The following is a 24,104-nucleotide window of genomic DNA, read 5'->3' as shown; positions in this document are numbered from 1 at the left end:
CACCGATGAGAGAGGCAAGGGACCTTACCGGGGGACCGATCGGTAAGCAGATCGTTTCGCTGGCGCTGCCGATACTGGGGAGCTCATTTACCCTGATGCTCTACAGCTTCGTCGATATGGCGTGGCTGGGACGGCTGAGTAGCCAGACGGTCGCTGCCTCCGGTGCGGCATCCATCTTTACCTGGTTGGTCAATTGCTTTACGCTCATCACTAAGGTAGGTGCTGAGGTGACGGTGGCTAATGGCATTGGGCGAAAGGACGAGCGGGCAGCAGCGGACTATGCGGCTCACAATATCACACTGGCACTCTACTTCGGTCTCGTCACCTCGCTCACCTTTTTACTCCTCACAGACACCTTCATCGGCTTCTATGGGCTTGAGGCACCGGTGGACAGGTATGCGACTGACTACTTGAGGCTCTGTGCGCTGGGATTCCCCTTCATCTTCCTCAGCAATGCATTCATCGGGATATACAATGCCTCCGGACTCTCCAAGATCCCCTTTGTAGTCAATGTGATCGGGCTGGGGCTCAATATGATCCTGGATCCGATATTCATCTTTGTCCTCGGTCTCGGCATACGGGGTGCCGCTCTCGCCACGGTGCTCTCACAGGCTATCCTGATGTCGCTCTTCCTCATCCAGATGAAGTACCGAGATCGGTTGCTGGGAGGCTTCAGGATGATCCGGACGTTGTCTGCCCAGACGACCCGGACCATACTTAAGCTGGGGGTACCGGCTGCGCTGATGAATGCGTTCCTGGCGGTGATCAACCTTATCCTTGGCCGCTTTGCCTCCGCAGCGGGGGGCGCAACTGGCGTGATGACCCTGACGATCGGGGGACAGCTGGAGGGGATCACGTGGAATGCGGGTCAGGGCTTCTCCACGTCCCTCTCCAGCTTTGTGTCGCAAAACTATGGCGCTGCGAAGTACGGACGCATCCGCGAGGGACTGCGATTTACCCTCTGGCTCTGCCTATTCTTCGGGATCATGGGGACGCTGATCAATTACTTCGGCGGGTCGTGGCTGTTCTCCCTCATCATCCCCAATGATCCCCACGGTATCGCCGCCGGGGCGGAGTACCTCCGGATCGATGCATGGGCTCAAGCCTTTATGATGGTCGAGGTCTGCTTCCAGGGCTTCTTCTATGGTATGCGACGCCCACTACCTCCATCAGCGATCAGTATCGGGTGCAACTTCCTCCGTATCCCTATGGCTCTCGTACTGCTCAGCCTGATCGGTGGGATCTCCTGCCTTTGGTGGACGATCTGCATCACCTGCATCCTCAAGGGGACCCTTGCGGGTGGCTATTACCTGCTGAAGGGACGCGCCAAGATCTACCCGCCTTCCGATGCGCCTATGGAGCAGATACACGAGGGAGCATAATTCGGACTTCTTTTAGTACATTTACACTGAGCTAACAATTGTCCTGTACAATTAATATAAGAGTATAGATAGAGATAAAATGAGTACCAAGACTTACCTTTTTCTCCTCTCCCTGATCGCCGGTTGCCACCTGCTACAGGCACAGACCGTCGAGCCACTGACGCTGGATGACGTCACTCCCGGTGGGCGGACCTACTGGAGCCACCAGCCCTCTACACCGACGATCTGCGGGGTCATCGGCGATGGCGTGGTCACCTATGACAAGAAGGGGCTCAAGCTGGTGGACAAGGCCGGCCGCGAGACCGATCTCCTGACGCTGCAAGAGTGGTCTCAGATCGACGACACCCCGGTCAAGGCACTTCCCTGGCTGACGATGTACGGAAAAGGTGAGTACTTGTCTCGCGCCTCGGAGAGGGGCATCGACTTCATCGACCTGAAGTCCAGATCCATCGCCAAGCACTATGCGTACGACACGAAGCGGTGGCAGCATCTACACGTGGCTCCGGGAGCCTCCTACATCGTCCTCTCAGACGGCGAGACGATGGCTCTACTAAAGAGCGGTGCGACAGAGCCCCGAGAGCTGGTGAGCGACTCTTCGCACGATATTGTCTACGGGATGCCGGCTGCGCGGAACGAGTTTGGAACCGAGTCGGGTATCTTCTTCTCCCCGAGCGGCAGGTACTTCGCCTTTTACCGCATTGACCAGTCGGAGGTGACGGACTACCCGATCGTCCGGATCCATCGTCCAACAGCAGAGAGTGACCCGCTGAAGTACCCGATGGCAGGACAAGACTCTCAGCATACGACCGTAGGCATCTACGACACAGCAGATGGCTCCATCCGCTACCTCGCCACCGGTGAGCCCAGAGACAGGTACTTCACCAACCTCTCCTGGGCACCGGATGAGAAGAGCCTCTACATCGATGAGGTGAAGCGCTCGCAGGACGAGTGCAACCTGGTGGAGTACAGCGTGGAGAGCGGTCACCCCGTGCGGACCGTGCTGACAGAGCGCAACGAGAGATACATCGAGCCACTGGAGCCCATTGCCTTCACCAGTGACGGCAAGGCGTTCGTCCGATCCACCCGTATCGATGGCTACCGCCACCTTTACCTCTATCGCACAAGGGATAGTAAGCTGATCCGTCAGCTCACCAAGGGCGAGTGGGAGGTCAAGTCGCTCTACGGGATCTCGCCGGACGATCGCTACGCCTATTTCCTCGGCAATGAGGGCTACCCGATGGGTCAGGCACTCTACCGGGTGGCGCTTGCGAGTGGCAAGATGACCGCCATCACCCCTGAGCGGGGATGGCACTCCTGCAGCCTGTCGGCGGACTATACGACAGCGTATGACCTCTTCAGCTCCAAGGACAGCCCGGCAGAGGCTCGGGTCATCGACTTAGGGAAAAAAGCCATCCGCTCTCATCTGCTCAAGAAGTGTGAGGTGCCCTCCGACCTCTCCCGGCGACCCGAGGTACGTCTCGGGACGATCAAGTCTGCTGATGGGGTGACCGATCTATACTACAAGATGACCCTGCCCGCCACTCTCGAGGAGGGGAAGAAGTACCCGACTATCGTCTATGTCTACGGAGGACCTCATGCGCAGCTGGTGACGGATAGCTGGCGGAGCCTTCGGTACAATTGGGACAACTATATGGCGGAGCAGGGATATATCGTCTTCACTGTGGACGGACGGGGATCCAACAATCGAGGAATGGCCTTTGAGAGCATCATCCACCGCCGGCTGGGCAAGGCGGAGATGGAGGACCAGATGGAGGGGGTAAAGTTTCTCTCCTCTCTGCCTTACGTCGACACCGACCGACTTGGCGTCTACGGCTGGAGCTTCGGTGGCTTCATGACCACCAATCTGATGCTGACCCACGGGGATACCTTCAAGGTCGGCGTCGCCGGCGGTCCGGTGATCGACTGGGCCTTCTACGAAATCATGTACGGTGAGCGGTATATGGACACACCGCAGGAGAATCCGGAGGGCTACGCTGCCGCGCGCCTCTCTGACCGAGCCAAGGACCTGCGAGGGAGACTGCTCCTCATCCACGGCGGTGTCGATCCGGTAGTAGTGTGGCAAAACTCTCAGACCTTCCTCAACGCCTGCATCGCTGCCCGCACCTACCCGGACTATATGATCTATCCCGATCACGAGCACAATGTCCTAGGTCCGGATCGGGTCCATCTCAATACCGTCATCAGTCGCTACTTCGACGACTTCCTCAAGTAATCTCAATTTCTGTAAGTGATATGAAAGCATTAGTACTCGGCTCCGGAGGACGTGAGCAAGCCATCGCATGGAAAATAGCCAAGAGTCCACTGGTCAGCGAGGTGATCATCGCACCGGGTAATGCGGGGGCTTTCCCCAAGACAAGGAATGCCGACCTGGACATCAATGATGCCGATGCCGTTGCAGACTTTCTGACCAAAGAGTCTGTCGAACTGCTTGTGGTCGGTCCGGAGCAGCCCTTAGTAGGCGGGCTGGTAGACCGGCTATTAGCACGCCCCGAGCTAAACTCTCTACACATCGTCGGCCCCACTCAGGAGGCGGCGCAGATGGAGGGAAGCAAGGACTTCGCCAAGGCATTTATGCAGAGGCACGGCATCCCGACAGCCAAGTACCGCTCCTTCACCGCCGGAGAGCGGGAGCAGGCGCTGGACTACCTCCGCAACGAAGAGAAGGCTCCCTATGTCCTTAAGGCGGACGGCCTCGCAGCCGGGAAGGGCGTGCTGATCTGCCAGACCCTTGAGGAGGCAGAGGAGGGACTGGACCGCATGCTCAGCGGAAAGTTTGGGCACTCAGCCGACACGATCCTCATAGAGACCTGCCTCACCGGCATCGAGTGCTCCGTCTTCGTCCTCACCGATGGTAAGAGCTACCGCATCCTGCCGACGGCAAAGGACTACAAGCGCATCGGAGAGGGAGATACGGGACTCAATACAGGAGGTATGGGTGCGGTATCACCTGTCCCCTTTATCGATGACGAATTTATGACCAAGGTGAAGGAGAGGATCATCGAGCCCACCATCTGCGGCCTTCAGGAGGACGAGATAGACTACCGAGGATTCCTCTACTTCGGCCTGATGAATCAGAATGGCGACCCCTACGTCATCGAGTACAATTGCCGTATGGGCGACCCCGAGACACAGGCGGTGATGCCGAGGATTGCGGGTGACCTGGTTCCCTCGCTGCTTGCCCTACGGGATCAGAGCTTAGCCGACACGGAGGACCCCGGCGAGATCGAGGAGACCGCGCTCACGGTCGTGGCCGCCATGAAGGGCTATCCCGAGAGCTACCCCAAGGGCGCCCAGGTCATCATCTACGGTGACGACAGCGACAGCTCGATCATCTTCCACTCCGGTACCACAGGCAGCGGACGAGACATCCGCTCGTGTGGCGGGCGAGTCTTTGCCGTCACCGCACTCGATCGAGGGATCATGCGGGCGAGGAAGAGAGCCTACGACCGGATGATGATGACCTGCTTTGACGATATGTACTACCGGCACGACATCGGCAAGGATCTCGTGGAGTACGAGTAAGGAGGTATCGGAGACTGAGCCCTATGGAGCAATATCTGCCTAAGCTATCGTCACTCGGAGAGCAAGTGCTCTCTGAGCCTATAGCTGTGCTCGTACTCTCCGCAGCCCTACTATTCCTGCTCCACAGGCACAATATTCTCAGCTACGGATCACATATCCATGAGACGACCTCGTGGATAATGATGGCACTCCTGATGACGAGTCAGGTAGGCATAGCTACACGCTCACTCTCCCTGATGATGGTCGCAACGATCATCCTGGTCTTCCTCAGTGAGTACATCATAACCTCGCTCGCCCAGCACAAGTCCCCATTCATCGGATTTAATATCGGACTTGGCATCGGACTTCTGTCTCTGATCGATCCGATATGGTTGCCGACACTCCTCATCTTTTGCTTTATGCTCAGGCAGATCGGTCTTGGGACCTGGCGTCACTACTCCGCTATGGTTCTTGGGGTACTTATGGTGCTCTGGGTGGGGATCCTCCTCCTTGCGCCCCCCACTCCCGAGGGTGTGCTGGGGTTTGTTGACCGCACCTATGGATCTCTTCTTCACCCGAGTCTCCCGAGCAGTACCGATGACTGGTTGCGAGTCACATCCCTCATGATGCTTCTCTCAGCCGCCACTATCGAGACTATGATCGTCCGCAGGCACGCCATTACCAGATACCGATGGGTCACCCATCTCCACCTCAGGCTGGGCTGGTTCCTCTTCGTCCTATACTGTATCTACTACTCGGCAGAGATGCCCTCGCCCGTCTTGTCTATCTTCTTCTGCACGTCATGTGTGACCGCATTTCTCTGCACAAATACCCAACGCCTTGTATTTCTCACATCTGCGCTCGGATCTATAGCCGGCTTTACGCTATACGCATTCCTCCCCCCCTTATTCTGACGACACGCATCCTATGATATCCTTCATCATCCCTGTCTACAATCGACCCGATGAGGTCAAAGAGCTACTCGAGAGCTTCCTCAGTCAGGAGAGCACGCCCCTCGACTACGAAGTGGTGGTCGTGGAGGACGGCTCCGACCTCCCCTGCCGTGAGGTGTGCGAGAGCTATGCCGACAAGCTACCGGTCCGATACCTCTATCAGTCTCCAAATACCGGGCCCTCCGGGGCGCGCAACTATGGAGCCAAAGTGGCACAGGGAGACATCTTCCTCTTCCTCGACTCCGACGTAGAGCTCCCGCCAAGCTACCTGAGCACACTGGCCCTCGACATAGAGCGGAGACCGGTAGACCTCTTTGGCGGGCCGGATGCGGCGAAGGAGGACTACACCGTGACACAGCGTGCGATCAGCTATGCGATGACCTCATTCTTCACCACAGGAGGCATCCGAGGGGGGCGAAAGGACCAGCCGCTGGACAAGTTTTACCCCCGCACTTACAATATGGGCGTGACGCGCACAGCGTATGAGGCAGTCGGTGGCTTCCGTCAGGATCTCCGCTATGGGGAGGACATTGACTTCAGCCTGCGGGTGATAGAGGCGGGCTACCACTCTGCGCTGTACGACGACCTCTTTGTCTACCACAAGCGGCGGGACACGTACAAGAAATTCTTCGCCCAGGTACGCCACAGCGGACGGGCTCGCGTGATGCTGGAGCGTCTCCATCCCGGCAGCATGAAGCCGGTGCACTACCTCCCCTCACTCTTCGTGGTCTTGTGCTTCATCGCTCTCGTCACCAGCCTATATGGCGGGCTGATGTTCCCGCTCCTGTACGCCCTCCTGATCATCTTTGATGTATATGGTCGGGGCGACTCGCTCGAGCTGGCGGTCAATTGCGTGATAGCAGCCTTTGTCCAGCTCTTTGGCTACGGGATTGGCTTTATTGAGGCAAAGATAGGGAGGAGGGAAGGCTCAGAGTAGAGCGACGATCTCTCGAGCCGCCAGCGTCGAGGCAGGGAGCTCCGTCCGGAGAGCCTCCGAGACGGCATCGTAAGCCTCCAGCATCGCTCTTCGCTCAGCTGTATCAGTGAGCAGGGGCATGAGGTGGCTCCGTATCGCCTTGACCGAACACCTTCCCCCGAAGAGCTCCGCCACCACCTCACGGCGAGCAATCAAATTGACGAGTGAGATATATGGGACCTTGAAGAAGTGGTCAAAGGCGAAATTCACCAATCGCCCGGCACGCGTCGCATAGCAGACCACCTGAGGCGCACCGAGAAGAGCCGTCTCGAGGGTCGCTGTGCCGGAGGTCACTAATGCTGCATCCGCCCCCGAGAGGACCTCGTAAGTCTCCCCATACCGCACCTCCACCCTCTGCTGACTGTGGCGCTCTATGATCTCGCTGTAGAGCGACCGGTCAATGGCGGAGACGCCGGCGATCACCAGCCGGTACCGGTCACCGAGAGACGCCACACTCTCCAGCATCAGGGGGAGATTGCGCCTCACCTCCGAGAGACGACTACCACAGAGGAGCGCAATGTAAGGTCGCCCCTCTATCATCACGCCAGCACTGCGGTGTGACCTGAAGTGCATCACCTCCTCATAGGTAGGATTGCCGACGTAGGAGACACGCTCCACACCCTTGGAGCGGAAGTAGGGTACCTCGAAGGGGAAGATACACTGGATCAAGTCGCAGTCACGCTTCAGCTGACGGACGCGAAACTCCTTCCATGCCCACACCTTGGGCGGGATAAAGTAGACGATCCGCGTCGTGGGCAGTTGCTTCCGGACAAAGGGCAGGATATACCGCATACAGAAGGAGCCGTAGTCCACACAGATCACCACATCCGGGCGATAGTCAAGCAGGGACTGCCTCACCACATCGCGTCCTCGCCTGATCTCGGGGTAGTGCCGTAGGACATCCACGATACCCATGTAGGCCATCTCCTCCGACCTCAGCACACACGCCCCTCCCCTCTCCCTCATAGCTGCACCGCCCATATAGGCAAAGTCTGCCTGAGGGTCCTCGACTCTCAAGGCAGACATCAGATGTGCGGCGTGGAGGTCTCCACTCGCCTCACCCGCTATGAGGAAATACTTCATCCGGCGTCAGTCATCCTCCTCCCACGACTGCAGGTCGCGGACATACTGATAGGCAGTGACGTCAATCTTGCACGGCACCATCGTGGCGTAGCCTCGATCCAAGGTCGCCACATCCCAGCCCTTCTCGGCCGGCTCATTGAGCACCAGGTCGCCACTCAGCCAGAAGACATCCTTCCCCTGAGGGTTACGCTGCTTGATGAATTCGTTGTGGTACCTCCCATCCGCCTGACTGCAGACCCTCAGCCCCCTGACGCGAGGGATATTGGGCACATTGACATTAAGGTAGACCCCACGAGGCAGCCCCTCCTTGAGGATCCGCCGGCAGATGGCGCGCGCATAGCGACAGCAGGAGAGGTAGTCGCTCTCCTGCTTGCCATGGATAAGCGAGATGGCAAGGGAGGGAATGTCAAAGATGCAGCCCTCGATCGCAGCGCCAAGGGTGCCAGAGTAATTCACCGCAATGCCCTTATTGTCCCCGTGATTGATCCCCGCAATGACGATATCCGGCATCTCCGTCACGATGACATTGAGTGCCAGCTTGACGCAGTCGGCAGGCGTGCCGGTGCAGCTATAGACCGTCAGACCAGGCTCCGAGCGGACGAGGCTGTAGGTGATTGGGTTGCGAGTGGTGATGGCACTCGAGGAGCCACTCCGCGGCTCATCAGGAGCGACGACGATTACATCGCCCATATCACGGAGCGAGAGGGAGAGCTCCGTCAGCCCCTTGGCGAAGACGCCGTCGTCATTACTGACTAAGAAAAGTGGACGCTTGGCCATCAGAGCGTGGGGATAGAGAGAAGGGTCACCTCAAATATCAGGGTAGAGTATGCAGGGATAGACGAGCGAGAGGAGCCACCATAGGTATAGGCGCCGTAGCCCAGCTGCCAGGGGATCACCACCTCCCACGTCTCACCGACAGACATATGCTGGAGTGCCAGCTGCATCCCCCGGATGATCGACTCAGGTCGTCCGTTACCCTCCTGATGGTATATCCAGGACTTGACGATCTCGTCGGTCTCGAGCACCTCACCGCTGATCAGCTTGATGGTATACTTATACTCCACCTGACTATTCTGGAGCGGTCTCTGAGGCTTGGCTCCCTCCGGCAAGCCCTGGATCACCTTATAGTAAATGGCATAGGGCGACAGCTCGAAGGCAAGCTTCTTGTAGGAGGTATCAGCAGCGATATCCTCCACGTACTTCTCGTTCTTCACCCTATACTCCGACTTCGCCTCATCGGGAGCCGTCTGATCGCAGGCGGTGAGGAGACCGAGCGAGAGGCCGAGGGTAAGCGAGAGGAGGAGACCTTTTAGTATGGACTTCATATGCAAAAAAGGGGATCAGAGGTTCTTCAGGAGGGACTTCATACTGACCTTCTCGTCGATCAGTGCGTGCAGCTCCCGGATCGGGACACGCTTCTGCTCCATCGTGTCGCGGAAGCGGACGGTCACTGCCTCATCCGAAGGCGTATCATTATCAATAGTCACGCAGTAGGGCGTGCCGATGGCGTCGTGACGGCGGTAGCGCTTGCCGATGGAGTCCTTCTCATCGTAGACACAATTGAAGTCATAGCGCAGCTCCTTCATGACCGACTCAGCGATCTCAGGCAGACCGTCCTTAGCGACCAGCGGGAGCACAGCCACCTTGGTGGGCGCCAGTGCCGGTGGCAGCTTGAGCACCACTCTGGAGGAGCCATTCTCGAGCTCCTCCTCCACGTATGAGCCGCACATAATGCTGAGGAAGAGGCGATCCACACCTATGGAGGTCTCTACCACGTAGGGGACATAGCTATCACCCAGCTCCGGATCGTAGTACCGCAGCTTCTTGCCACTGTACTTCTCGTGCTGGCTGAGGTCAAAATTGGTCCGCGAGTGGACTCCCTCCACCTCGCTGAAGCCAAAGGGCATCTCAAACTCGATGTCCGTTGCAGCATTGGCGTAGTGCGCCAGCTTCTCGTGGTCATGGAAGCGGTACTTATCGTCCCCGAGACCGAGGTTCTTGTGCCACTTCATCCGCGCCGCCTTCCACTGCTCAAACCAGTCAATCTCCGTCCCGGGCTTCACGAAGTACTGCATCTCCATCTGCTCAAACTCGCGCATACGGAAGATAAACTGTCGTGCCACGATCTCGTTGCGGAACGCTTTACCGATCTGTGCGATACCGAAGGGGATCTTCATGCGACCCGTCTTCTGCACATTGAGGAAATTGACAAAGATCCCCTGCGCCGTCTCGGGTCGCAGGTAGACCGTCATCGTATCGTCCGAGGCGGAGCCCATCTGGGTGGAGAACATGAGGTTGAACTGCCGCACGTCTGTCCAGTTGCGTGAGCCGCTCACCGGGTCAGCGATCTCGCAGTCCAGGATCAGCTGATGAAGTCCCTCCAGATCACCACTCCCCGACACCTCGGCGTATCGGTCATAGACCTTCTTTCGCTCATCGAGTATGCGCTTCAGATTGACACTCGTCTCGCGATACTGCGCCTCATCAAAGCTGTCTCCGAAGCGCTTACGCGCCTTGGCGATATCCTTCTCGATCTTCCCATCCAGCTTGGCGATATAGTCCTCCACAAGGACGTCGGCACGGTACCGCTTCTTGGAGTCCTTATTGTCAATCATCGGGTCATTGAAGGCCGCCAAGTGACCCGACGCCTCCCAGATCCTCGGGTGCATAAAGATGGAGGAGTCCAGCCCTGCGATATTGTCGTGCAGGTGCGTCATGCTCTCCCACCAGTATCGCTTGATGTTATTCTTCAGCTCGATGCCATTCTGACCATAGTCATAGACGGCACTGAGACCATCGTAGATCTCGGAGGAGGGGAAGACAAAGCCATACTCCTTGCAGTGACTGATGATTGTCTTGAAGAGCGTCTCGTTATTCTCAGACATATTGTATGGAAAATCAATTATTTCGCTTACAGGGACGACCCCGGAGGTCATCTACGCAAAGGTAATCAAAATGTACGCACTATCCCCTTAAAAAGTCAGCGGACACCGAGGAGCTTATGCTGCTGGAGAGAGAGACGCCACTGCGGATGGGCCAGCACATAGGCGACGGTCTCAGCGATGATCTCACGATTGCGCACCGGGTCGCCCACGTCGCAGGGCTGGAGGAGGTAGTGGTCGGCGTGGATGCCGTAGTCACTCACCTCATGCGCCCCGTCATAGATCACCTTGAGCTCATCGACCCGCGCGAGGACCACACGACCCTTTGTCCCCACGTAGGCGAGCTTAGGCGAGCAGGTGATCCAGTCCACCCCAGTGGGGAGCGGATGGGTGCCATTGGTCTCCACGGCGACACGCTTGCCGAGCGCCCGGAGTCCCTCTACAAGGGACTCCGTCAGCTGCAGAGATGGCTCTCCACCGGTGACGACAACGAGCGGGGCGGGGTATGAGCCGACCTCCGTGAGGATCTCAGCCTCCGTCATCTCGGTGCCGTGCCGGAAGTCTGTGTCACAAAAGTCACAGGCTAAGTTGCAGCCCGAGAAGCGGAGGAAGACCGCCGGAGTACCGGCCTGCACGCCCTCTCCTTGCAGGGAGTAAAAGATCTCGCAGACCCTCATAGGCCGGCGTCATGCTCATCGATGGTATAGAGTGCGGTATTATTCTCCGACTCACACACCTTAGCCTTGTAGCAATTGGGGATCTGCTCCACACACCAGCGGGCAATATTCTCCGCTGTGGGGTTGAAGGGCAGGAGCTCATTGAAGTCCCCATGGTCGAGATAGGCGTGGATCCGTTCCTTGATGACATTGAAGTCCACCACCATACCCTCAGCATTGAGCTCCTCAGAGCGGCAATAGATCGTGATGATCCAGTTGTGCCCATGCACTCGGCTGCACTTGCTGGGATAGGGAAGCTCCAGATGGTGGCATCCAGCGACCTCAAGTCTCTTAGCGATATAGTACATAATATTATATAGTGCCTTCTTATAAAAAGGGATTGAGTGGACCTGTGCTGATTGCCCCGATGACAAGGACCGATCAATGGGCGGTCGGGACGGGGAATACATATCGGGAGAGCGAACTCTCATACCTATCCGTGGTGGAGTCTCGATAAGCCCCCGACACAGTAGGGCGCAAAGATCCGTATCTTTCTTATTTCCTTATGCAAAGATACTGATTTTACACGCCCCCCTCGCTTCGCCCCACCCTCCGAGCAGTAATGACGCATATAAGGACCACCAAATAGCGACACTACTATGCCCGAGCGTGCACACGATGCCCCTGTCCCTTGTGGGACATCAGGTGGATTACACCGGGCTAACAGCCTCGGCATCAGGCTCCATTCTTTTACCGATATTAGAGACGACTAATATCGGTATTAGTATTTTCTTTTACCGGTATTAGTGATCTCTAATACCGATATTAGATCAAGGGCTCGTGATCTTACACCTCTCTGCTTAGCAGTTCGTCATCCACGGGCTGTGGCAATGTATCGGGAAAAGTGTATATTTGTCTTGGTCTAGTTAGGACTACAACTGAACTTTAACGACAAATAGAGACATTTCATTATGAAGAAGTACGAGTGCACAGTCTGTGGCTGGGTCTATGATCCCGAGGTAGGTGATCCTGACGGTGGTATCGAGCCGGGAACAGCCTTTGAGGATATCCCGGAGGATTGGGTATGTCCCCTCTGCGGAGCCACTAAGGATGACTTTGAGCTGGTCGAGGAGTAATCTCCACTCCCTAAGACCTTTGCGATAGACCAAAGCTAAGAGATATAGCTATCAGGACCTCTCCCGAGGTCTCCATAAACGAACTAAGGGACCGATGCGGTGTGTGATCCGCATCGGTCCCTTAGCTTGGATTTTACCCCACCCCTTACCTCTTCGGGATCAGCATCGCCATCGCCACGAGTAGGTCAAAAAAGACGATCTTGATGGATGCATTTTGCATCAGCTCCCTCCGTGCTGCCGAGAGATCCTCCATCAGCGGGGGGTAGGAGCTCAGGGGGACGGCAGTGGCAACGCTCCGGATCCTGTCGCGAATGGCAAGCCTGGTGTAGACGATCTCCTCCGTCCCGTAGCTCAGTGCCAGCATCTCCCTGAGGATCCGGTCCGTCGCATCGATTAGCGAGATCACCTCAGGACGACTCAGGGTGGCTGCCTGGTCGGCAAACTCTCGGTAGGCCCTTGGGGTCCGCTTCATCGCTGTCTCCATAAGCCCAAGTGCTAGGTCGATCGCCTTATCCTGCGCCTTGCCCTCAAGAAGTCGCATGGCACGCAGGAGGTTGCCCCGTGCGAGGTGACCTGCCTCATACGCCTGCTCGGGAGAGGCACCACACTCGCTGACGAGATAGTCCACGAGACAGGTCTCCTCGATCGGTGGGACATCGATCCGCTGGAAGCGACTCAGGATCGTCTCGAGTAGCCTCGAGGGATCGTGAGAGACGGCGAGGAAGATGACCCCCACCGGGGGCTCCTCGAGGAGCTTGAGCAACTTATTGGCCGTGTCCTCCCGCATCGTCTCCGGCTGCCATATGAGGACCACCTGATGGGTGCTCTTGAAGGAGCGAAGTGACGTGATGTGGATCAGGTGATCAGCCTCTGAGACAAAGATATGTGGCTGCTTATTCCCTCCCCTGAGGAGAGTCCTCCAGTCCTCCGGACCAAACCGCCGCTCCTCCCTGAGGAGCGTGGCAAAGTCCTCCCGGAGATCCTCCGAGGTGACCTCGCGGGAGTCGCCTTTGATCACCGGATAGCAGAGGTAGAGGTCGGGGTGCTCCCAGAGATCCATCTGCCGGCAGGACTCGCAGTGCCCACAAGCATCCGCCCCGGGCTGCTCACACAGTATGTGACGAGCAAAGGCTATCGCTAGGGGGAGTGCCTCACCACCCTCATCTCCGCAGAAGAGGAGGGCGTGCGGTATCGCATCTCTCAGCCGGATCGAGGAGAGCTGATCTATCAGCGAGGGGTCGGCAAGAGTAGCCGCATAGTCCGGAAGGAGATGGTCGGCCATATCGGGATCAGCCTCTCGGACGCTCTACTGCCCCACTGAAGGTATTGGTGGGATGAGCAGACTCGGGAGAGTCGAAGTACTTCATAAACTGAGAGCGTGCGAGGAAATTGGCCTTATCTACCTGCTTGGCAGCCAGGCGACCGGTCATCTCAGTGATGCTCTCATACTTATGCTCCTCCATCCAGCTCTTCACCTCGTCAAGAGACTCGGTGATGGCCTGCTCCTTTTTCCCATAGAGGATGGATGCCATCTGGATGGCGTTGGCACCGGCAAGGACTCCCTTGACGACGTCTTTGCCATTTCGCGCTCCGGAGGAGATAGAGATGGAGAGACCGGGAACGGCTCCCTGGACCAGTGCCGTGAAGCGAAGACCGTCGTAGAAGTCACTCGGGCTGCTGAAGACCGGTCCGGCAGAGAGACACTCAGCCGTCAGGTCCACATCGGGCATGTAAGACCTATTGAAGAGGACCACACCATCGGCCCCGACCATATGGAGGTCAGCGCAGAGGCGGATGAGGTTGCTGTAGTACTTGGAGATCTTGACGACCAAGGGCTTCTTGTACCCCGACTCCCGCAGCGTGGTGACCACCCTGAGGATGGCGCGCTCCGGCTCACCATAGTCCTGCGTCCGGTCTGTCTCTATGCGCATAACGTTGAGCTCAAGGCCATCGGCACCGGCATCAGAGAGACTCTTGGCATAGTCCACCCATCCCTCAGAGCTGGAGCAATTGACGCTGGCAAATACGGGGATGTCGACCGCTCTCTTGACGTCGCGCACCAGCTGCTCATGCTGGCGCATAGAGTGCTCCTCGGAGTACTCCCTGATGTAATTGTACGCCTCGGGGAAGTCATGAGACTGGGTATAGGTGTCGTCTGCCTCGCTCTGGATCTGCTCCTCAAAGATAGACTTGAGGATGACCGCACCGGCGCCTGCGTCGGCAAAGGCCTTGATCTTATCGACAGATGCGGTTAGACTGGAGCTTGCAGCGATGATGGGACTTTTCAGCTTTAGCCCGGCATAGGTGGTGGTTAGATCAACCATGGTATTGCTTGATTATCGTGATGAAATATAGACTGATGAAAATGCAGATCACCGGATTAGTAGTGGGTGATGATTGGCACATTGCCCTGACCCTTGGACTTCTTATTATTATCGGAGATCTTTTTGGAGGTTGAGGGGGCGGCAGCGGGGACCACTTTGCCCCCATTGCGCATAAAAGCCTCGACTCTCGGGATCTCCTCACGGATCGCCCGGATGCGGTTTTGGTCATTGGGGTGAGAGCTGATCACCTCGCTCTGATTGCCCCCTCCGCTGCGGCTGGCCATCTTGACCCAGAGATTGGGCGCATTGTGGTAGTCGTAGCCTGCAAGTGCCATGAGGTAGAGACCGATCTGGTCAGCCTCGTACTCCTGCTTGCGCGAGTAGGGAAGCTCGAAGATAAGCTTTCCTCCCACATTATATAGGATATTGCCAATCACCTGGGCGCCCGCCGAGCTGCCGGAGAGGATCTGCCCCAGCGCCTGACCTCCATACTGGCGGAGGATCGCCTGGGAGAGTCGCTCATTGGAGTGCTTAGCGACAGCGTGAGCCACCTCGTGAGCGATCACCGTGGCGAGCTCATCGTCAGTCTGTGCGACAGGGAGGATGCCCTCGTAGACGACGATCTTGCCGCCCGGCATACAGAAGGCATTGACTTGATTGGAGGCGATGAGATTAAACTCCCACCGGAAGTAGCGGATGTCCTCCGTATGCCCGATGGAGCGGAGGTACCGCTCAGTGGCTGAGGCGATGCGCTTTCCCATCTCGCGGGTACGCTGTGTCTGAGCCATGTCACGGCTCTTGGGTGCCTGGGAGATGAAGGATCGGTACTGCTGCTCACTGATGGCGACGACCTGGGCATCGGAGACGAGATTGATCTGACGCCGTCCGGTGAGCGGTACTAGCGTGCAACCGCTCACCAAGAGCGCGGTCATCAGGGTCGCCAGGAGGAGCCTATGGGGAAGGATTATTTTCATTGTATATGGACTTACTGATTTACTCCTTCAAAGATACACAATTATCGCCTTGTGCTGTCAGCCCTTTCGGTCGATCAGCACCGCCTTTGCCCCCACCTGAGGCTGATACATGGCTCGCGGGAGGAGGCTCATACTTCGCTCGATGAGATAGGTGCCGTAGCTCCTGAGATCGGGTAGCTGCTCCGTCTCCGAGGGGAGGATCGGCTTGCCGATGTAGACATCTATCACTTCGCCCTTCTTATTGAGGATCTCACGCGGGAGCATCAGGTCGCTGACGACGGGGATGTGGTTTTTCATGTAATAGAAAAGCCCGGAATTGTGCCCATCAAACATAATCGGAAATATCGGTCTCGATGCCCGCCTAAGGATCCGGAGGCTGGAGTTTTTCCACGGACTCTCCACCGGAAGCCCCCGCCTGAGTGAGAAGCGCCCCACTCCACCGGCGGGGAAGAGACCGAAGGGGTAACCGGCCTGAAACTCTCGGGCAAGCGCCCTAAGGCTCTTGACATTTACACTCGGGTCGTGAACATAGCGAGGATTGCTCTCCCGATTGGGCACCACAGGCACCCACATTTGCTCAAGAGATGAGATGTGTGAGAGGACGGAATTGACCAGCAACTTGTAGTCAGGGCGTATGTGTCCCACGATGTCCACAAGGATCAGCCCATCGATGCCACCAAAGGGGTGATTGGAGACAGTGAGGAACTGCCCCTCCCGCATTAGCTCGAGATTCTCCTCGCCGTGCACCCTATACGTGACGTCCACCAAGGGGTGTCGTAGCGCTGCACTGGCGTACTCGGGGCCGCTGAGGTGACAGAGGTCGGCATTGAGCCGGTTGATGGAGTTGACGCCAAGGATCCGCATGAGCCAGCGCCCGACACCACGGCCCACACCGGTCCGGAAAAATGGAACCATCTCCCCCAGATCCTCAATCGAGAGGACGTCGTTGCGCATGTCGTCTCTACTCATTGGTCAGCACATGATAGACATAATTGCACAAACCTAACAGAATATTATCACAACTCGCTAACATGAAAGGGGAAAATGGTCAAACCGCTGTCAAAGAAACTGAAATAAAGATAATTCCTATCCTGGTATCACTCCTTTGAGTAGATTTGTCTGCAAGCAATCACGAAGAAAACCTCAGATGCGTCACCTTAATATCCTGCCGCTCCTCATTGCTCTAACGACCTGCCTGAGCCTCACCTCGTGCGCTAGGAAGGCTTACTACGATATCAGCACCGGTGCCGATGTCGCTGATAGTGGCAACTATGTCGTGCGGTGGCAGGTCCGGCCCGGGATGAGAGGGGAAGTAGCCATCTATGCCTCCGATGATGCCGGCAGCTACCCGGTAGAGCCGACCAAGGTGGAGCCGATAGGCAAGGAGTGGGCCACATTCGCCACAGATGGGACAGTCTACTCGAGGCACTACTTCCTCCTCGTCTTTGACGACCGAGAGATGAGGGTCGCCGGTATGAGGGTGATACCGACAGAGGGCTTTGCCAACCTCCGTGACGCTGGTGGATATATGACCGACGAGGGGTACCAGATGCGATGGGGGCGACTTTACCGTGGCGGGCGCTACAGAGGGCTTACGCCGAGGGACAGCCTCGTGATCGGGTCCCTGGGGCTGAAGCACAATATCGTCCTCAGCGATGCCTACTCCTTCGTCTACCTCACCAATGGCATAGGGAATGTCGTCCAAAAGGACTTCGCCGCCAATACCCCGATCGACTACAAGTCCGTCCTGAAGCGGATCGATGAGGGAGATATGAGTAAGGAGGGGGTGATCCTCTTTATCCACGATACCTTCAATAGCTTAGCGTACGAGAATCCTGAGCAGCTCTCTGCCGCACTCCACTACCTCCTCGACCCCGATCACTACCCTGTGATGATCAGCGATGAGTGGGGAAAAGATCGAGCCGCCTTCCTGACTATGCTGGTCCAGTATAGCTTAGGTGTCTCCCGGTCGGACATCCTCTCGGACTACCTCCTGAGCAACGCCCTCCTGTCGGTGGAGAAGCTGGCGCCACAGGGCTTCCACGCCACGCCGGGGCGACAGGAGGCTCTGAGTGAGTTTTTCCGATGCCGACCAAGCGACCTCCTCTCGATCATAACCGACATCGAGAATAAGTACGGCACCATCGGTAACTACATGGATCAGGTGCTGGACTTCGATGAGAGCGACCGCATCAGGTTGAGGGAGCTCCTCCTCTACTAAGGGCAAGGGACAAAGCAAGAGGGACACCCTATCACGTGCAGCGATAGGGTGTCCCTTTGTGTATGTCTATCCCGACCCTCCGGGCGCATTGCCGGGGTCGTAGAGGGTTTACTTAAGCCGTACAGTGATCGGTGAGATCTCCTCAAAGGTGAGCTTATCCTCCCTCGCCAGCCAGCCGAGCGCAATGTGGACATCCCTCAGGGTGCCGATCTTCGTAGCACTCTTGATATCCTTATCGGTCATCGCCTTCTTGCTCTTGCGGAGCACCTCCCACACGAGACCGGCATTGGTACCGATCAGCTCTGTCATTTCATCCATAATTCGTCTGTTACACTTTAGTTACTAAGTCATTATACATCTTTTGATGCGCTAAAGATACCACAATTTCCAGAGTATGCCACAAGCCACCCGCCCCCTCAAAGGGTGACGCATTGGGGCGTTACAGCTAAGAAGCGGCTCCCCCTGCAAGGTGCGATCCCTCTGACCGGTTAGTCTCCTGATGCTCCTACATACCGAGGGGCGGAGCTTCAGAGGGATCATCGCTCCTTCGCCAGACATCGAGACACGAGGTGGCGAAGACCGCAGGAGACGCAATTTTGGTTTAGAGGAGACACGGGGAGACACGGAGAGACTCTGTGAGACAACCCCTCCCGGCTGGGGGGCTATATTTGCACCGCTGAAGCCTTTGGACAAGTGAGGTGATCGTCGCTCAGCCGAGGTGCTGGGGGCAGTCTCCGCTTCTCCTTCTACGTGCATTCTACGTCCTCTATAGGGCATTTCGCGCCGTAGGAAGGGGATCTTAGGAGCGCACTTTGATAGGGCTGATGGTGCTGACCGCAAAAGTCGATTCGTCTATGCACCCTCTCAATGAGCTGAATGGTTTTCTGTATCACTCAGTACCCCTCCCCCCCTCCACTCCCCAATCAGTTCGCCGAAGGGGGGACTAAAGCACCGGCAGTACTCTCATATGACGGGGATGGATCAAAAAAATCTCAGGCTGAGGGGCGGTGAAGCCGATCAGCCTGAGATTAGTCTATTAGCTAGAGACAGCGGTTAGGCCGTCAGGTGTGCGAGGATTACATCCACTTACCGGGCTCCTCCTCGACCTTCTTCTCCACATCAGAGGGAGCCTCAGCGACATCCTCCTCGGGTCTTGAGAAGTCCATGGCGAGATACCTCTGGTACTTGGTGTAGCGGTACTTGGCATCCTCGAGAGCAGCAGCGTAGAGCGCTTCAGCGTCCTCGGGGAAGAGTTTCTCGAGAGAGCGGTAGCGCACCTCACCCATGATGAAGTCGTGGAAGAGATCCCACTGTGGCTCCTTGGAGTCAAATTGGAAGGGGTTCTTGCCCTGCTCCTCCAGACGGGGGTCGTAGCGCCAGAGCTGCCAGTAGCCACACTCAACGGCGCGTCTCTCCTCATCTTGAGTCTTACCCATACCGGCACGGAGACCATGATTGATACAGGGGCAGTAGGCGATGATCAGTGAGGGACCATCAAACTCCTCAGCCTCGCGGATCGCCTTGAGCGCCTGAGCCTGGTTGGCTCCCATGGCGATCTGAGCGACGTAGACATAGCCGTAGCCGGCAGTCATCATGCCTAGGTCCTTCTTGCGGAAGCGGCGACCATTGGCAGAGAACTGTGCCACAGCGGCACGCGGGGTAGACTTGGAGCTCTGACCACCGGTATTGGAGTAGACCTCCGTATCGATGACGAGGACATTGACGTCCGGTGCCTGTGCCAGCACGTGGTCGAGACCACCGTAGCCGATATCGTAAGCCCAGCCGTCACCACCGATGATCCAGTGAGACTTCTTGGTGATGTAGTGACGGAGATCGTCGATGAGACGACCACCCTCGGTAGCATCATTCTCTACCAGAGCACGGATCTCATCAGAGAGCTCACGGCAAGCCTTGGCATCGTCGTACTTCTCGATCCACTCCTTGAGGAGCTCCTTAGTCTTCTCCTGACCGATCTCGATCTTACCATCGACGACATCCTGCGCGATGGTGAGGAGGCGCTCGCGGAGCTTCTTATTGGCGAGGTACATACCATAGCCATACTCTGCATTGTCCTCAAAGAGGGAATTGGCCCACGCAGGACCGTGACCCTTCTCATTGGTCGTGTAGGGCGTCTCAGGAGCAGATGCGGAGTAAATAGAGGAGCAGCCGGTGGTATTGGCCACTACCTGACGATCACCATAGAGCTGAGAGATCAGCTTGACGTAGGGCGTCTCACCGCAGCCGGCGCAGGCACCGGAGAACTCGAAGAGAGGCTGAGCAAACTGAGAATTCTTCACGCTCTTGCTGACATCAACGAGGTGAGCCTTATTGGTCACCTTCTGAGCAGAGTAGAGCCACAGCGGATCCTGCTCCTCCTGGGTGTGAAGCAGCTCCATGGTGAGTGCCTTCTCGCCCTTCTTGCCGGGGCAGACATCAGCACAGTTACCGCAGCCGAGACAGTCGAGGACGTCGACCTGGATGCGGAAGCCCATGCCCTTGAACTCCTTACCGATGGCAGGCTTGGTCACGTAGCCCTCGGGAGCATTCTCCATCTCTTTCTCATCGAGGATGAAGGGGCGGATGGTAGCGTGAGGACAGACGTAGGCACACTGGTTACACTGGATACAATTCTCCTCGTGCCACATCGGGACACTGACAGCGACACCGGGACGCATCACGCGGGTGGTCCCGGGCTGCCAGGTACCGTCCTCAAGGCCGGTGAAGACACTTACAGGCAGGTCATCACCCTCCTGAGCGTGCATCTTCTTGACGATGGCGGAGACGAAAGGCGTATCGTACTCGTACTCCTGCTCAGCATCGTCGGCGCAGTCTGCCCACTCAGCGGGCACGGGTACCTCGATGACATCAGCACCGGCATCGACGGCCTGATAGTTCATATTGACGATCTTCTCGCCCTTGTGTCCGTAGCTCTTGACGATGAATTTCTTCATCTGCTCGACAGCGAGATCGTAGGGGATGACGTTGGCGATCTTGAAGAAAGCGGACTGGAGGATTGTATTGGTGCGGTTGCCGAGACCAATCTCAGAGGCGATCTTAGTCGCATTGATGATATAGAGGTGGCAGCCGTTCTTCGCGAGGTATCTCTTGAGGCGACCGGGGAGGTTCTCACCGAGATCCTCCGGCTCCCAGATGGAGTTGAGGAGGAGTGAGCCACCCTTACGGAGACCCTTCGTGATATTGAAGCGGTGCAGGTATGCCGGCTCGTGGCAGGCTACGAAGTGCGGGTGATTGACGTAGTAAGTGGAGCGGATGGGGCTGTCACCGAAGCGGAGGTGAGAGCAGGTAAAGCCTCCGGACTTACGAGAGTCGTACTCGAAGTAAGCCTGGCAGTACTTGTTGGTATTCTCACCGATGATCTTGACAGAGTTCTTATTGGCACCCACGGTACCGTCAGATCCACGACCGTAGAACTTCGCCTCGAAGGCATCTGTAGCCACGTCGAAGTGGTCTGTGAGCGGAAGTGAGGTGAAGGTGACGTCATCCACGATACCGAGGGTGAAGTGATCCTTCGGCATCTTCATGCGGAGGTTCTCAAAGACAGCAGCAAACTGCTCCGGGGTCACGTCCTTAGAGGAGAGACCATAGCGGCCACCGACAACGGTCGGGTGCTCCTCCATACCGTAGAGAGCGTTCTTCACGTCGAGGTAAAGAGGCTCACCGGCGCTACCGGGTTCCTTGGTGCGGTCGAGGACAGCGACATGCTTCACGGTCTTGGGCATTGCCTCGAGGAAGTGCTCCACGCTGAAGGGACGGAAGAGGTGGACCTTGATCATACCGACCTTGCGGCCCTCGGCATTGAGCTTGTCGATCACCTCCTCAGCGGTCTCACAGGCAGAGCCCATGCAGATCACGATATCCTCAGCATCCTCAGCACCGTAGTAGTCGAAGAGGTGGTAGTGACGACCGGTGATCTTGCCCAGCTCGTCCATATAGTGCTGTACGGTCTCTGGGACAGCGTTGTAGAAGGGATTAGATGACTCACGCTCCTGGAAGTAGATATCCCCATTCTGCGCCGTACCACGGGTCACCGGAGCATCAGGGGTGAGCGCACGGTGGCGGAACTCCTTGATCGCCTCGAGGTCAACGAGGGGACGGAGGTCCTCCATATCGATCTCCTCGATCTTCTGGATCTCGTGAGAGGTGCGGAAGCCATCGAAGAAGTGGAGGAAGGGCACACGTCCGTGGATCGCAGAGAGGTGCGCTACAGCAGCCATATCCTGAGCCTCCTGCACGGAGTTGCTGCAGAGCATGGCAAAGCCGGTGGCACGGCAGGCCATCACGTCCTGGTGATCACCAAAGATCGAGAGGGCATGACCGGCGATGGCACGTGCAGCAATGTGGAAGACGCCGGGGAGGAGCTCTCCGGAGATCTTGTACATATTAGGGATCATCAGGAGGAGACCCTGAGATGCAGTAAAGGTGGTCGTCAGCGCACCAGCCTGCAGAGAGCCGTGGACGGTACCGGCGGCACCGGCCTCACTCTGCATCTCCTGGACACGGACGGTGTCGCCGAAGAGGTTTTTACGCCCATTGGCTGCCCACTTGTCCACAACCTCTGCCATCGTAGAGGAGGGAGTGATGGGGTAGATGGCGGCCAGCTCCGAGAACATATACGCGATATGCGACGTAGCGGTGTTGCCATCACAGGTCATGAATTTCTTTTCTTTACTCATATATAAGTATACTAAAGCGTGAAGTAATTTAGTTCTTCTTTTCTCTTAAAAGGTCAATAGAGGAAGCCGAAGAGCCAGATAGGCAGACAGTTGTCATGCCCCACCAGCAGGTTGCTGAAGGTGTAGGTCACCTCGCTCTTGAAGCGACTCGTCTTACCATCGACGCAGGCAAAGAGATGCTCTCCATCGACGATAAAGTCCGCACCGGGCTTCTCGGGGACGTTGACCTGATAGCCGGCGTTCTCAAATTGTGAGAGGAGGAAGGTCTTGAGTCGCATACAGGTCGACTGCCGATGTGGATACATCACTCCGGCGATATTGGTGTCGTTGGGGAAGATCTGATCGGGCTTCTTCGGGTACTCGTTGCCCTCCTTATAGATCGTGCGGATCAGCTCCGCATCGTCAAGATACTTGAGGTAATTGGCTATGGTGGCTCGGCTGGCTCCGATACTGCGAGCAAATCGGGTCACATTGGCCGTCGGCTTATCCTGCGTGCAGATCTGGAAGAGCAACTCCCGCATCTTGGGCAGGTAAGAGATATCGACCTGATGGACGTAGACCACATCCACCTCCAGCATCATATTGATATTCTTCGTCAGCTTGGCCGAGGAGAGTGGGTTGTCCTCTACCGGCGGGTAATAGCCCTCGGTGAGGTAGAGCTCAAAGTCCTCCTTCGGCTTCACTTGATTCATCACTTCAGCAGCGATCTCCTCGTGCCGCTCCATCAGGTCTTTGAGCGGGTACGCCTTGAGGTGGAGGCCATACTTTATATTGAGGTATTGGCGGAAGGAGAAGCCCTGTAGGTTGATGATCCGCACCCTACCCTGCAGCTCCGGACCCAGCTCCTCCTCGGTCACGACGCTCGAGGTACTGAAGATCACCCGCAGGTTGGGCATATCCATATAGATCCGGTAGAGATCGTCTCGCCACTTGGCGTACTTGTAGATCTGATCCACAAGGAGGATCTTGCCCCCCTCCTCTTGGTAAAACTTCCTCGCAAAGTCGTAGAGCGAGTGTCCCGCAAAGAAGAGGTAATTCATCGTCACATACTGGATCTGATCAGGCCGTGCGGTGATGTTGCGGATAGCATAGGTAAGCAGGAAGATCGTCTTGCCAATGCCGCGCGCACCGCGCACAGCGACCAGACGATCCGATGAGCTGATACTACTGATCAGGGACTTGCGGTCGCTCTCCTGATGTGCAGTCAGCATCCGATTGTATATCTTCCTAAAGCTCTGCATGCTAAAACGTCGTGACGGCCTCCCCGATTAAGTAGGGACACCTCCCGAAGTCATCCCAAG

At 56.9% G+C, this 24,104-nt stretch carries 20 protein-coding genes; 7 read left to right on the top strand and 13 right to left on the bottom strand.

All coding sequences use genetic code 11. The features are described from left to right. The first annotated feature begins 5 nt into the window (after window positions 1-5). The 5 genes from AC1EKE_RS04080 to AC1EKE_RS04060 all read left to right on the top strand — a co-directional run bounded on the left by AC1EKE_RS04080 (window position 6) and on the right by AC1EKE_RS04060 (window position 6,794). On the top strand, window positions 6-1,382 hold the full coding sequence (locus AC1EKE_RS04080) for an MATE family efflux transporter (protein ID WP_480308324.1): 1,377 nt from the start codon (window positions 6-8) through the stop codon (window positions 1,380-1,382). A 79-nt stretch (window positions 1,383-1,461) separates the two neighbouring features. Continuing rightward, the gene (locus tag AC1EKE_RS04075; protein ID WP_480308322.1) at window positions 1,462-3,615 is read left to right on the top strand and encodes a S9 family peptidase; all 2,154 of its coding nucleotides are present in this window, start codon (window positions 1,462-1,464) and stop codon (window positions 3,613-3,615) included. Window positions 3,616-3,635: 20 nt separating this feature from the next. Continuing rightward, complete coding sequence (gene purD, locus AC1EKE_RS04070) at window positions 3,636-4,925, top strand: phosphoribosylamine--glycine ligase (RefSeq protein ID WP_480308321.1); 1,290 nt, start codon at window positions 3,636-3,638, stop codon at window positions 4,923-4,925. A 23-nt stretch (window positions 4,926-4,948) separates the two neighbouring features. Further along, window positions 4,949-5,818 carry a hypothetical protein gene (locus tag AC1EKE_RS04065; RefSeq protein ID WP_480308319.1) on the top strand — a complete coding sequence of 290 codons (870 nt, stop codon included), beginning with the start codon at window positions 4,949-4,951 and terminating at the stop codon, window positions 5,816-5,818. A 13-nt stretch (window positions 5,819-5,831) separates the two neighbouring features. After that, window positions 5,832-6,794, top strand: a complete 963-nt coding sequence (locus AC1EKE_RS04060) for a glycosyltransferase (protein WP_480308317.1) — start codon at window positions 5,832-5,834, stop codon at window positions 6,792-6,794. Here the strand turns inward: AC1EKE_RS04060 and lpxB are convergent. The 6 genes from lpxB to AC1EKE_RS04030 all read right to left on the bottom strand — a co-directional run bounded on the left by lpxB (window position 6,786) and on the right by AC1EKE_RS04030 (window position 11,822). After that, window positions 6,786-7,916, bottom strand: a complete 1,131-nt coding sequence (gene lpxB, locus AC1EKE_RS04055) for a lipid-A-disaccharide synthase (protein ID WP_480308316.1) — start codon at window positions 7,914-7,916, stop codon at window positions 6,786-6,788. The two genes, AC1EKE_RS04060 and lpxB, sit on opposite strands and share 9 nt — an antisense overlap. A gap of 6 nt (window positions 7,917-7,922) precedes the next feature. Beyond that, complete coding sequence (surE, locus tag AC1EKE_RS04050; protein ID WP_480308314.1) at window positions 7,923-8,693, bottom strand: 5'/3'-nucleotidase SurE; 771 nt, start codon at window positions 8,691-8,693, stop codon at window positions 7,923-7,925. Beyond that, complete coding sequence (locus AC1EKE_RS04045; protein ID WP_297127609.1) at window positions 8,693-9,241, bottom strand: FKBP-type peptidyl-prolyl cis-trans isomerase; 549 nt, start codon at window positions 9,239-9,241, stop codon at window positions 8,693-8,695. The genes surE and AC1EKE_RS04045 overlap by 1 nt, the downstream gene beginning before the upstream one ends. 15 nt (window positions 9,242-9,256) lie before the next feature. Beyond that, window positions 9,257-10,801, bottom strand: coding sequence for a glycine--tRNA ligase (locus AC1EKE_RS04040; RefSeq protein WP_480308312.1), 1,545 nt, complete (start codon window positions 10,799-10,801; stop codon window positions 9,257-9,259). A gap of 95 nt (window positions 10,802-10,896) precedes the next feature. Next, the gene (locus AC1EKE_RS04035; protein ID WP_296158905.1) at window positions 10,897-11,475 is read right to left on the bottom strand and encodes a 7-carboxy-7-deazaguanine synthase QueE; all 579 of its coding nucleotides are present in this window, start codon (window positions 11,473-11,475) and stop codon (window positions 10,897-10,899) included. Next, complete coding sequence (locus tag AC1EKE_RS04030; protein WP_296158906.1) at window positions 11,472-11,822, bottom strand: 6-pyruvoyl trahydropterin synthase family protein; 351 nt, start codon at window positions 11,820-11,822, stop codon at window positions 11,472-11,474. The genes AC1EKE_RS04035 and AC1EKE_RS04030 overlap by 4 nt, the downstream gene beginning before the upstream one ends. Window positions 11,823-12,425: 603 nt before the next feature. Here AC1EKE_RS04030 and rd point away from each other — a divergent pair. Continuing rightward, window positions 12,426-12,590: a rubredoxin gene (rd, locus tag AC1EKE_RS04025; protein ID WP_018106636.1), complete on the top strand. Its 165-nt coding sequence runs from the start codon at window positions 12,426-12,428 to the stop codon at window positions 12,588-12,590. 145 nt (window positions 12,591-12,735) lie between these two features. Here the strand turns inward: rd and AC1EKE_RS04020 are convergent, their stop codons facing one another. Genes AC1EKE_RS04020 through AC1EKE_RS04005 form a run of 4 tightly spaced genes read right to left on the bottom strand, consistent with a single transcriptional unit; the run spans window position 12,736 to window position 16,857 of the window. Then, the gene (locus tag AC1EKE_RS04020) at window positions 12,736-13,872 is read right to left on the bottom strand and encodes a DNA polymerase III subunit (RefSeq protein WP_296158907.1); all 1,137 of its coding nucleotides are present in this window, start codon (window positions 13,870-13,872) and stop codon (window positions 12,736-12,738) included. 7 nt (window positions 13,873-13,879) lie between these two features. Next, a complete protein-coding gene (locus tag AC1EKE_RS04015; RefSeq protein ID WP_296158908.1) occupies window positions 13,880-14,914 on the bottom strand; it encodes a dihydroorotate dehydrogenase-like protein in 1,035 nt (344 codons plus the stop codon). A gap of 56 nt (window positions 14,915-14,970) precedes the next feature. After that, the gene (locus AC1EKE_RS04010; RefSeq protein WP_296158909.1) at window positions 14,971-15,888 is read right to left on the bottom strand and encodes a M48 family metallopeptidase; all 918 of its coding nucleotides are present in this window, start codon (window positions 15,886-15,888) and stop codon (window positions 14,971-14,973) included. A 57-nt stretch (window positions 15,889-15,945) separates the two neighbouring features. Next, complete coding sequence (locus AC1EKE_RS04005; protein WP_296158910.1) at window positions 15,946-16,857, bottom strand: 1-acyl-sn-glycerol-3-phosphate acyltransferase; 912 nt, start codon at window positions 16,855-16,857, stop codon at window positions 15,946-15,948. Window positions 16,858-17,035: 178 nt separating this feature from the next. Between AC1EKE_RS04005 and AC1EKE_RS04000 the strand changes: the two genes are divergently transcribed. Continuing rightward, window positions 17,036-18,109, top strand: a complete 1,074-nt coding sequence (locus AC1EKE_RS04000; protein WP_296158911.1) for a tyrosine-protein phosphatase — start codon at window positions 17,036-17,038, stop codon at window positions 18,107-18,109. 108 nt (window positions 18,110-18,217) lie between these two features. Here AC1EKE_RS04000 and AC1EKE_RS03995 read toward each other — a convergent pair whose 3' ends face one another. The 3 genes from AC1EKE_RS03995 to AC1EKE_RS03985 form a co-directional block, all read right to left on the bottom strand. Further along, complete coding sequence (locus AC1EKE_RS03995; RefSeq protein WP_296158913.1) at window positions 18,218-18,418, bottom strand: winged helix-turn-helix domain-containing protein; 201 nt, start codon at window positions 18,416-18,418, stop codon at window positions 18,218-18,220. A 767-nt stretch (window positions 18,419-19,185) separates the two neighbouring features. Beyond that, on the bottom strand, window positions 19,186-22,803 hold the full coding sequence (nifJ, locus tag AC1EKE_RS03990; protein WP_480308309.1) for a pyruvate:ferredoxin (flavodoxin) oxidoreductase: 3,618 nt from the start codon (window positions 22,801-22,803) through the stop codon (window positions 19,186-19,188). Between the two features lie 53 nt (window positions 22,804-22,856). Then, complete coding sequence (locus AC1EKE_RS03985; protein WP_480308307.1) at window positions 22,857-24,014, bottom strand: AAA family ATPase; 1,158 nt, start codon at window positions 24,012-24,014, stop codon at window positions 22,857-22,859. Between the last annotated feature and the right edge of the window lie 90 nt (window positions 24,015-24,104).

The organism is Porphyromonas sp. C0041D3, assembly GCF_056590575.1.
Note: the sequence above shows the minus strand (reverse complement) of the source record. Positions and strands in the feature narration are given on the sequence as shown.

Bases quoted from the DNA above. Each gene is read 5' to 3' on its own strand.
- AC1EKE_RS04075 (WP_480308322.1), top strand. From the start codon at position 1,462: ATGAGTACCAAGACTTACCTTTTTCTCCTCTCCCTGATCGCCGGTTGC.
- AC1EKE_RS04035 (WP_296158905.1), bottom strand. From the start codon at position 11,475: ATGAGGGTCTGCGAGATCTTTTACTCCCTGCAAGGAGAGGGCGTGCAG.
- AC1EKE_RS04030 (WP_296158906.1), bottom strand. From the start codon at position 11,822: ATGTACTATATCGCTAAGAGACTTGAGGTCGCTGGATGCCACCATCTG.
- AC1EKE_RS04005 (WP_296158910.1), bottom strand. From the start codon at position 16,857: ATGAGTAGAGACGACATGCGCAACGACGTCCTCTCGATTGAGGATCTG.
- AC1EKE_RS04000 (WP_296158911.1), top strand. From the start codon at position 17,036: ATGCGTCACCTTAATATCCTGCCGCTCCTCATTGCTCTAACGACCTGC.
- AC1EKE_RS04015 (WP_296158908.1), bottom strand. From the start codon at position 14,914: ATGGTTGATCTAACCACCACCTATGCCGGGCTAAAGCTGAAAAGTCCC.
- AC1EKE_RS03985 (WP_480308307.1), bottom strand. From the start codon at position 24,014: ATGCTGACTGCACATCAGGAGAGCGACCGCAAGTCCCTGATCAGTAGT.
- AC1EKE_RS04045 (WP_297127609.1), bottom strand. From the start codon at position 9,241: ATGAAGTCCATACTAAAAGGTCTCCTCCTCTCGCTTACCCTCGGCCTC.
- AC1EKE_RS04020 (WP_296158907.1), bottom strand. From the start codon at position 13,872: ATGGCCGACCATCTCCTTCCGGACTATGCGGCTACTCTTGCCGACCCC.
- purD (WP_480308321.1), top strand. From the start codon at position 3,636: ATGAAAGCATTAGTACTCGGCTCCGGAGGACGTGAGCAAGCCATCGCA.
- AC1EKE_RS03995 (WP_296158913.1), bottom strand. From the start codon at position 18,418: ATGACAGAGCTGATCGGTACCAATGCCGGTCTCGTGTGGGAGGTGCTC.
- AC1EKE_RS04040 (WP_480308312.1), bottom strand. From the start codon at position 10,801: ATGTCTGAGAATAACGAGACGCTCTTCAAGACAATCATCAGTCACTGC.
- AC1EKE_RS04010 (WP_296158909.1), bottom strand. From the start codon at position 15,888: ATGAAAATAATCCTTCCCCATAGGCTCCTCCTGGCGACCCTGATGACC.
- AC1EKE_RS04060 (WP_480308317.1), top strand. From the start codon at position 5,832: ATGATATCCTTCATCATCCCTGTCTACAATCGACCCGATGAGGTCAAA.
- rd (WP_018106636.1), top strand. From the start codon at position 12,426: ATGAAGAAGTACGAGTGCACAGTCTGTGGCTGGGTCTATGATCCCGAG.
- AC1EKE_RS04065 (WP_480308319.1), top strand. From the start codon at position 4,949: ATGGAGCAATATCTGCCTAAGCTATCGTCACTCGGAGAGCAAGTGCTC.
- AC1EKE_RS04080 (WP_480308324.1), top strand. From the start codon at position 6: ATGAGAGAGGCAAGGGACCTTACCGGGGGACCGATCGGTAAGCAGATC.
- nifJ (WP_480308309.1), bottom strand. From the start codon at position 22,803: ATGAGTAAAGAAAAGAAATTCATGACCTGTGATGGCAACACCGCTACG.
- lpxB (WP_480308316.1), bottom strand. From the start codon at position 7,916: ATGAAGTATTTCCTCATAGCGGGTGAGGCGAGTGGAGACCTCCACGCC.
- surE (WP_480308314.1), bottom strand. From the start codon at position 8,693: ATGGCCAAGCGTCCACTTTTCTTAGTCAGTAATGACGACGGCGTCTTC.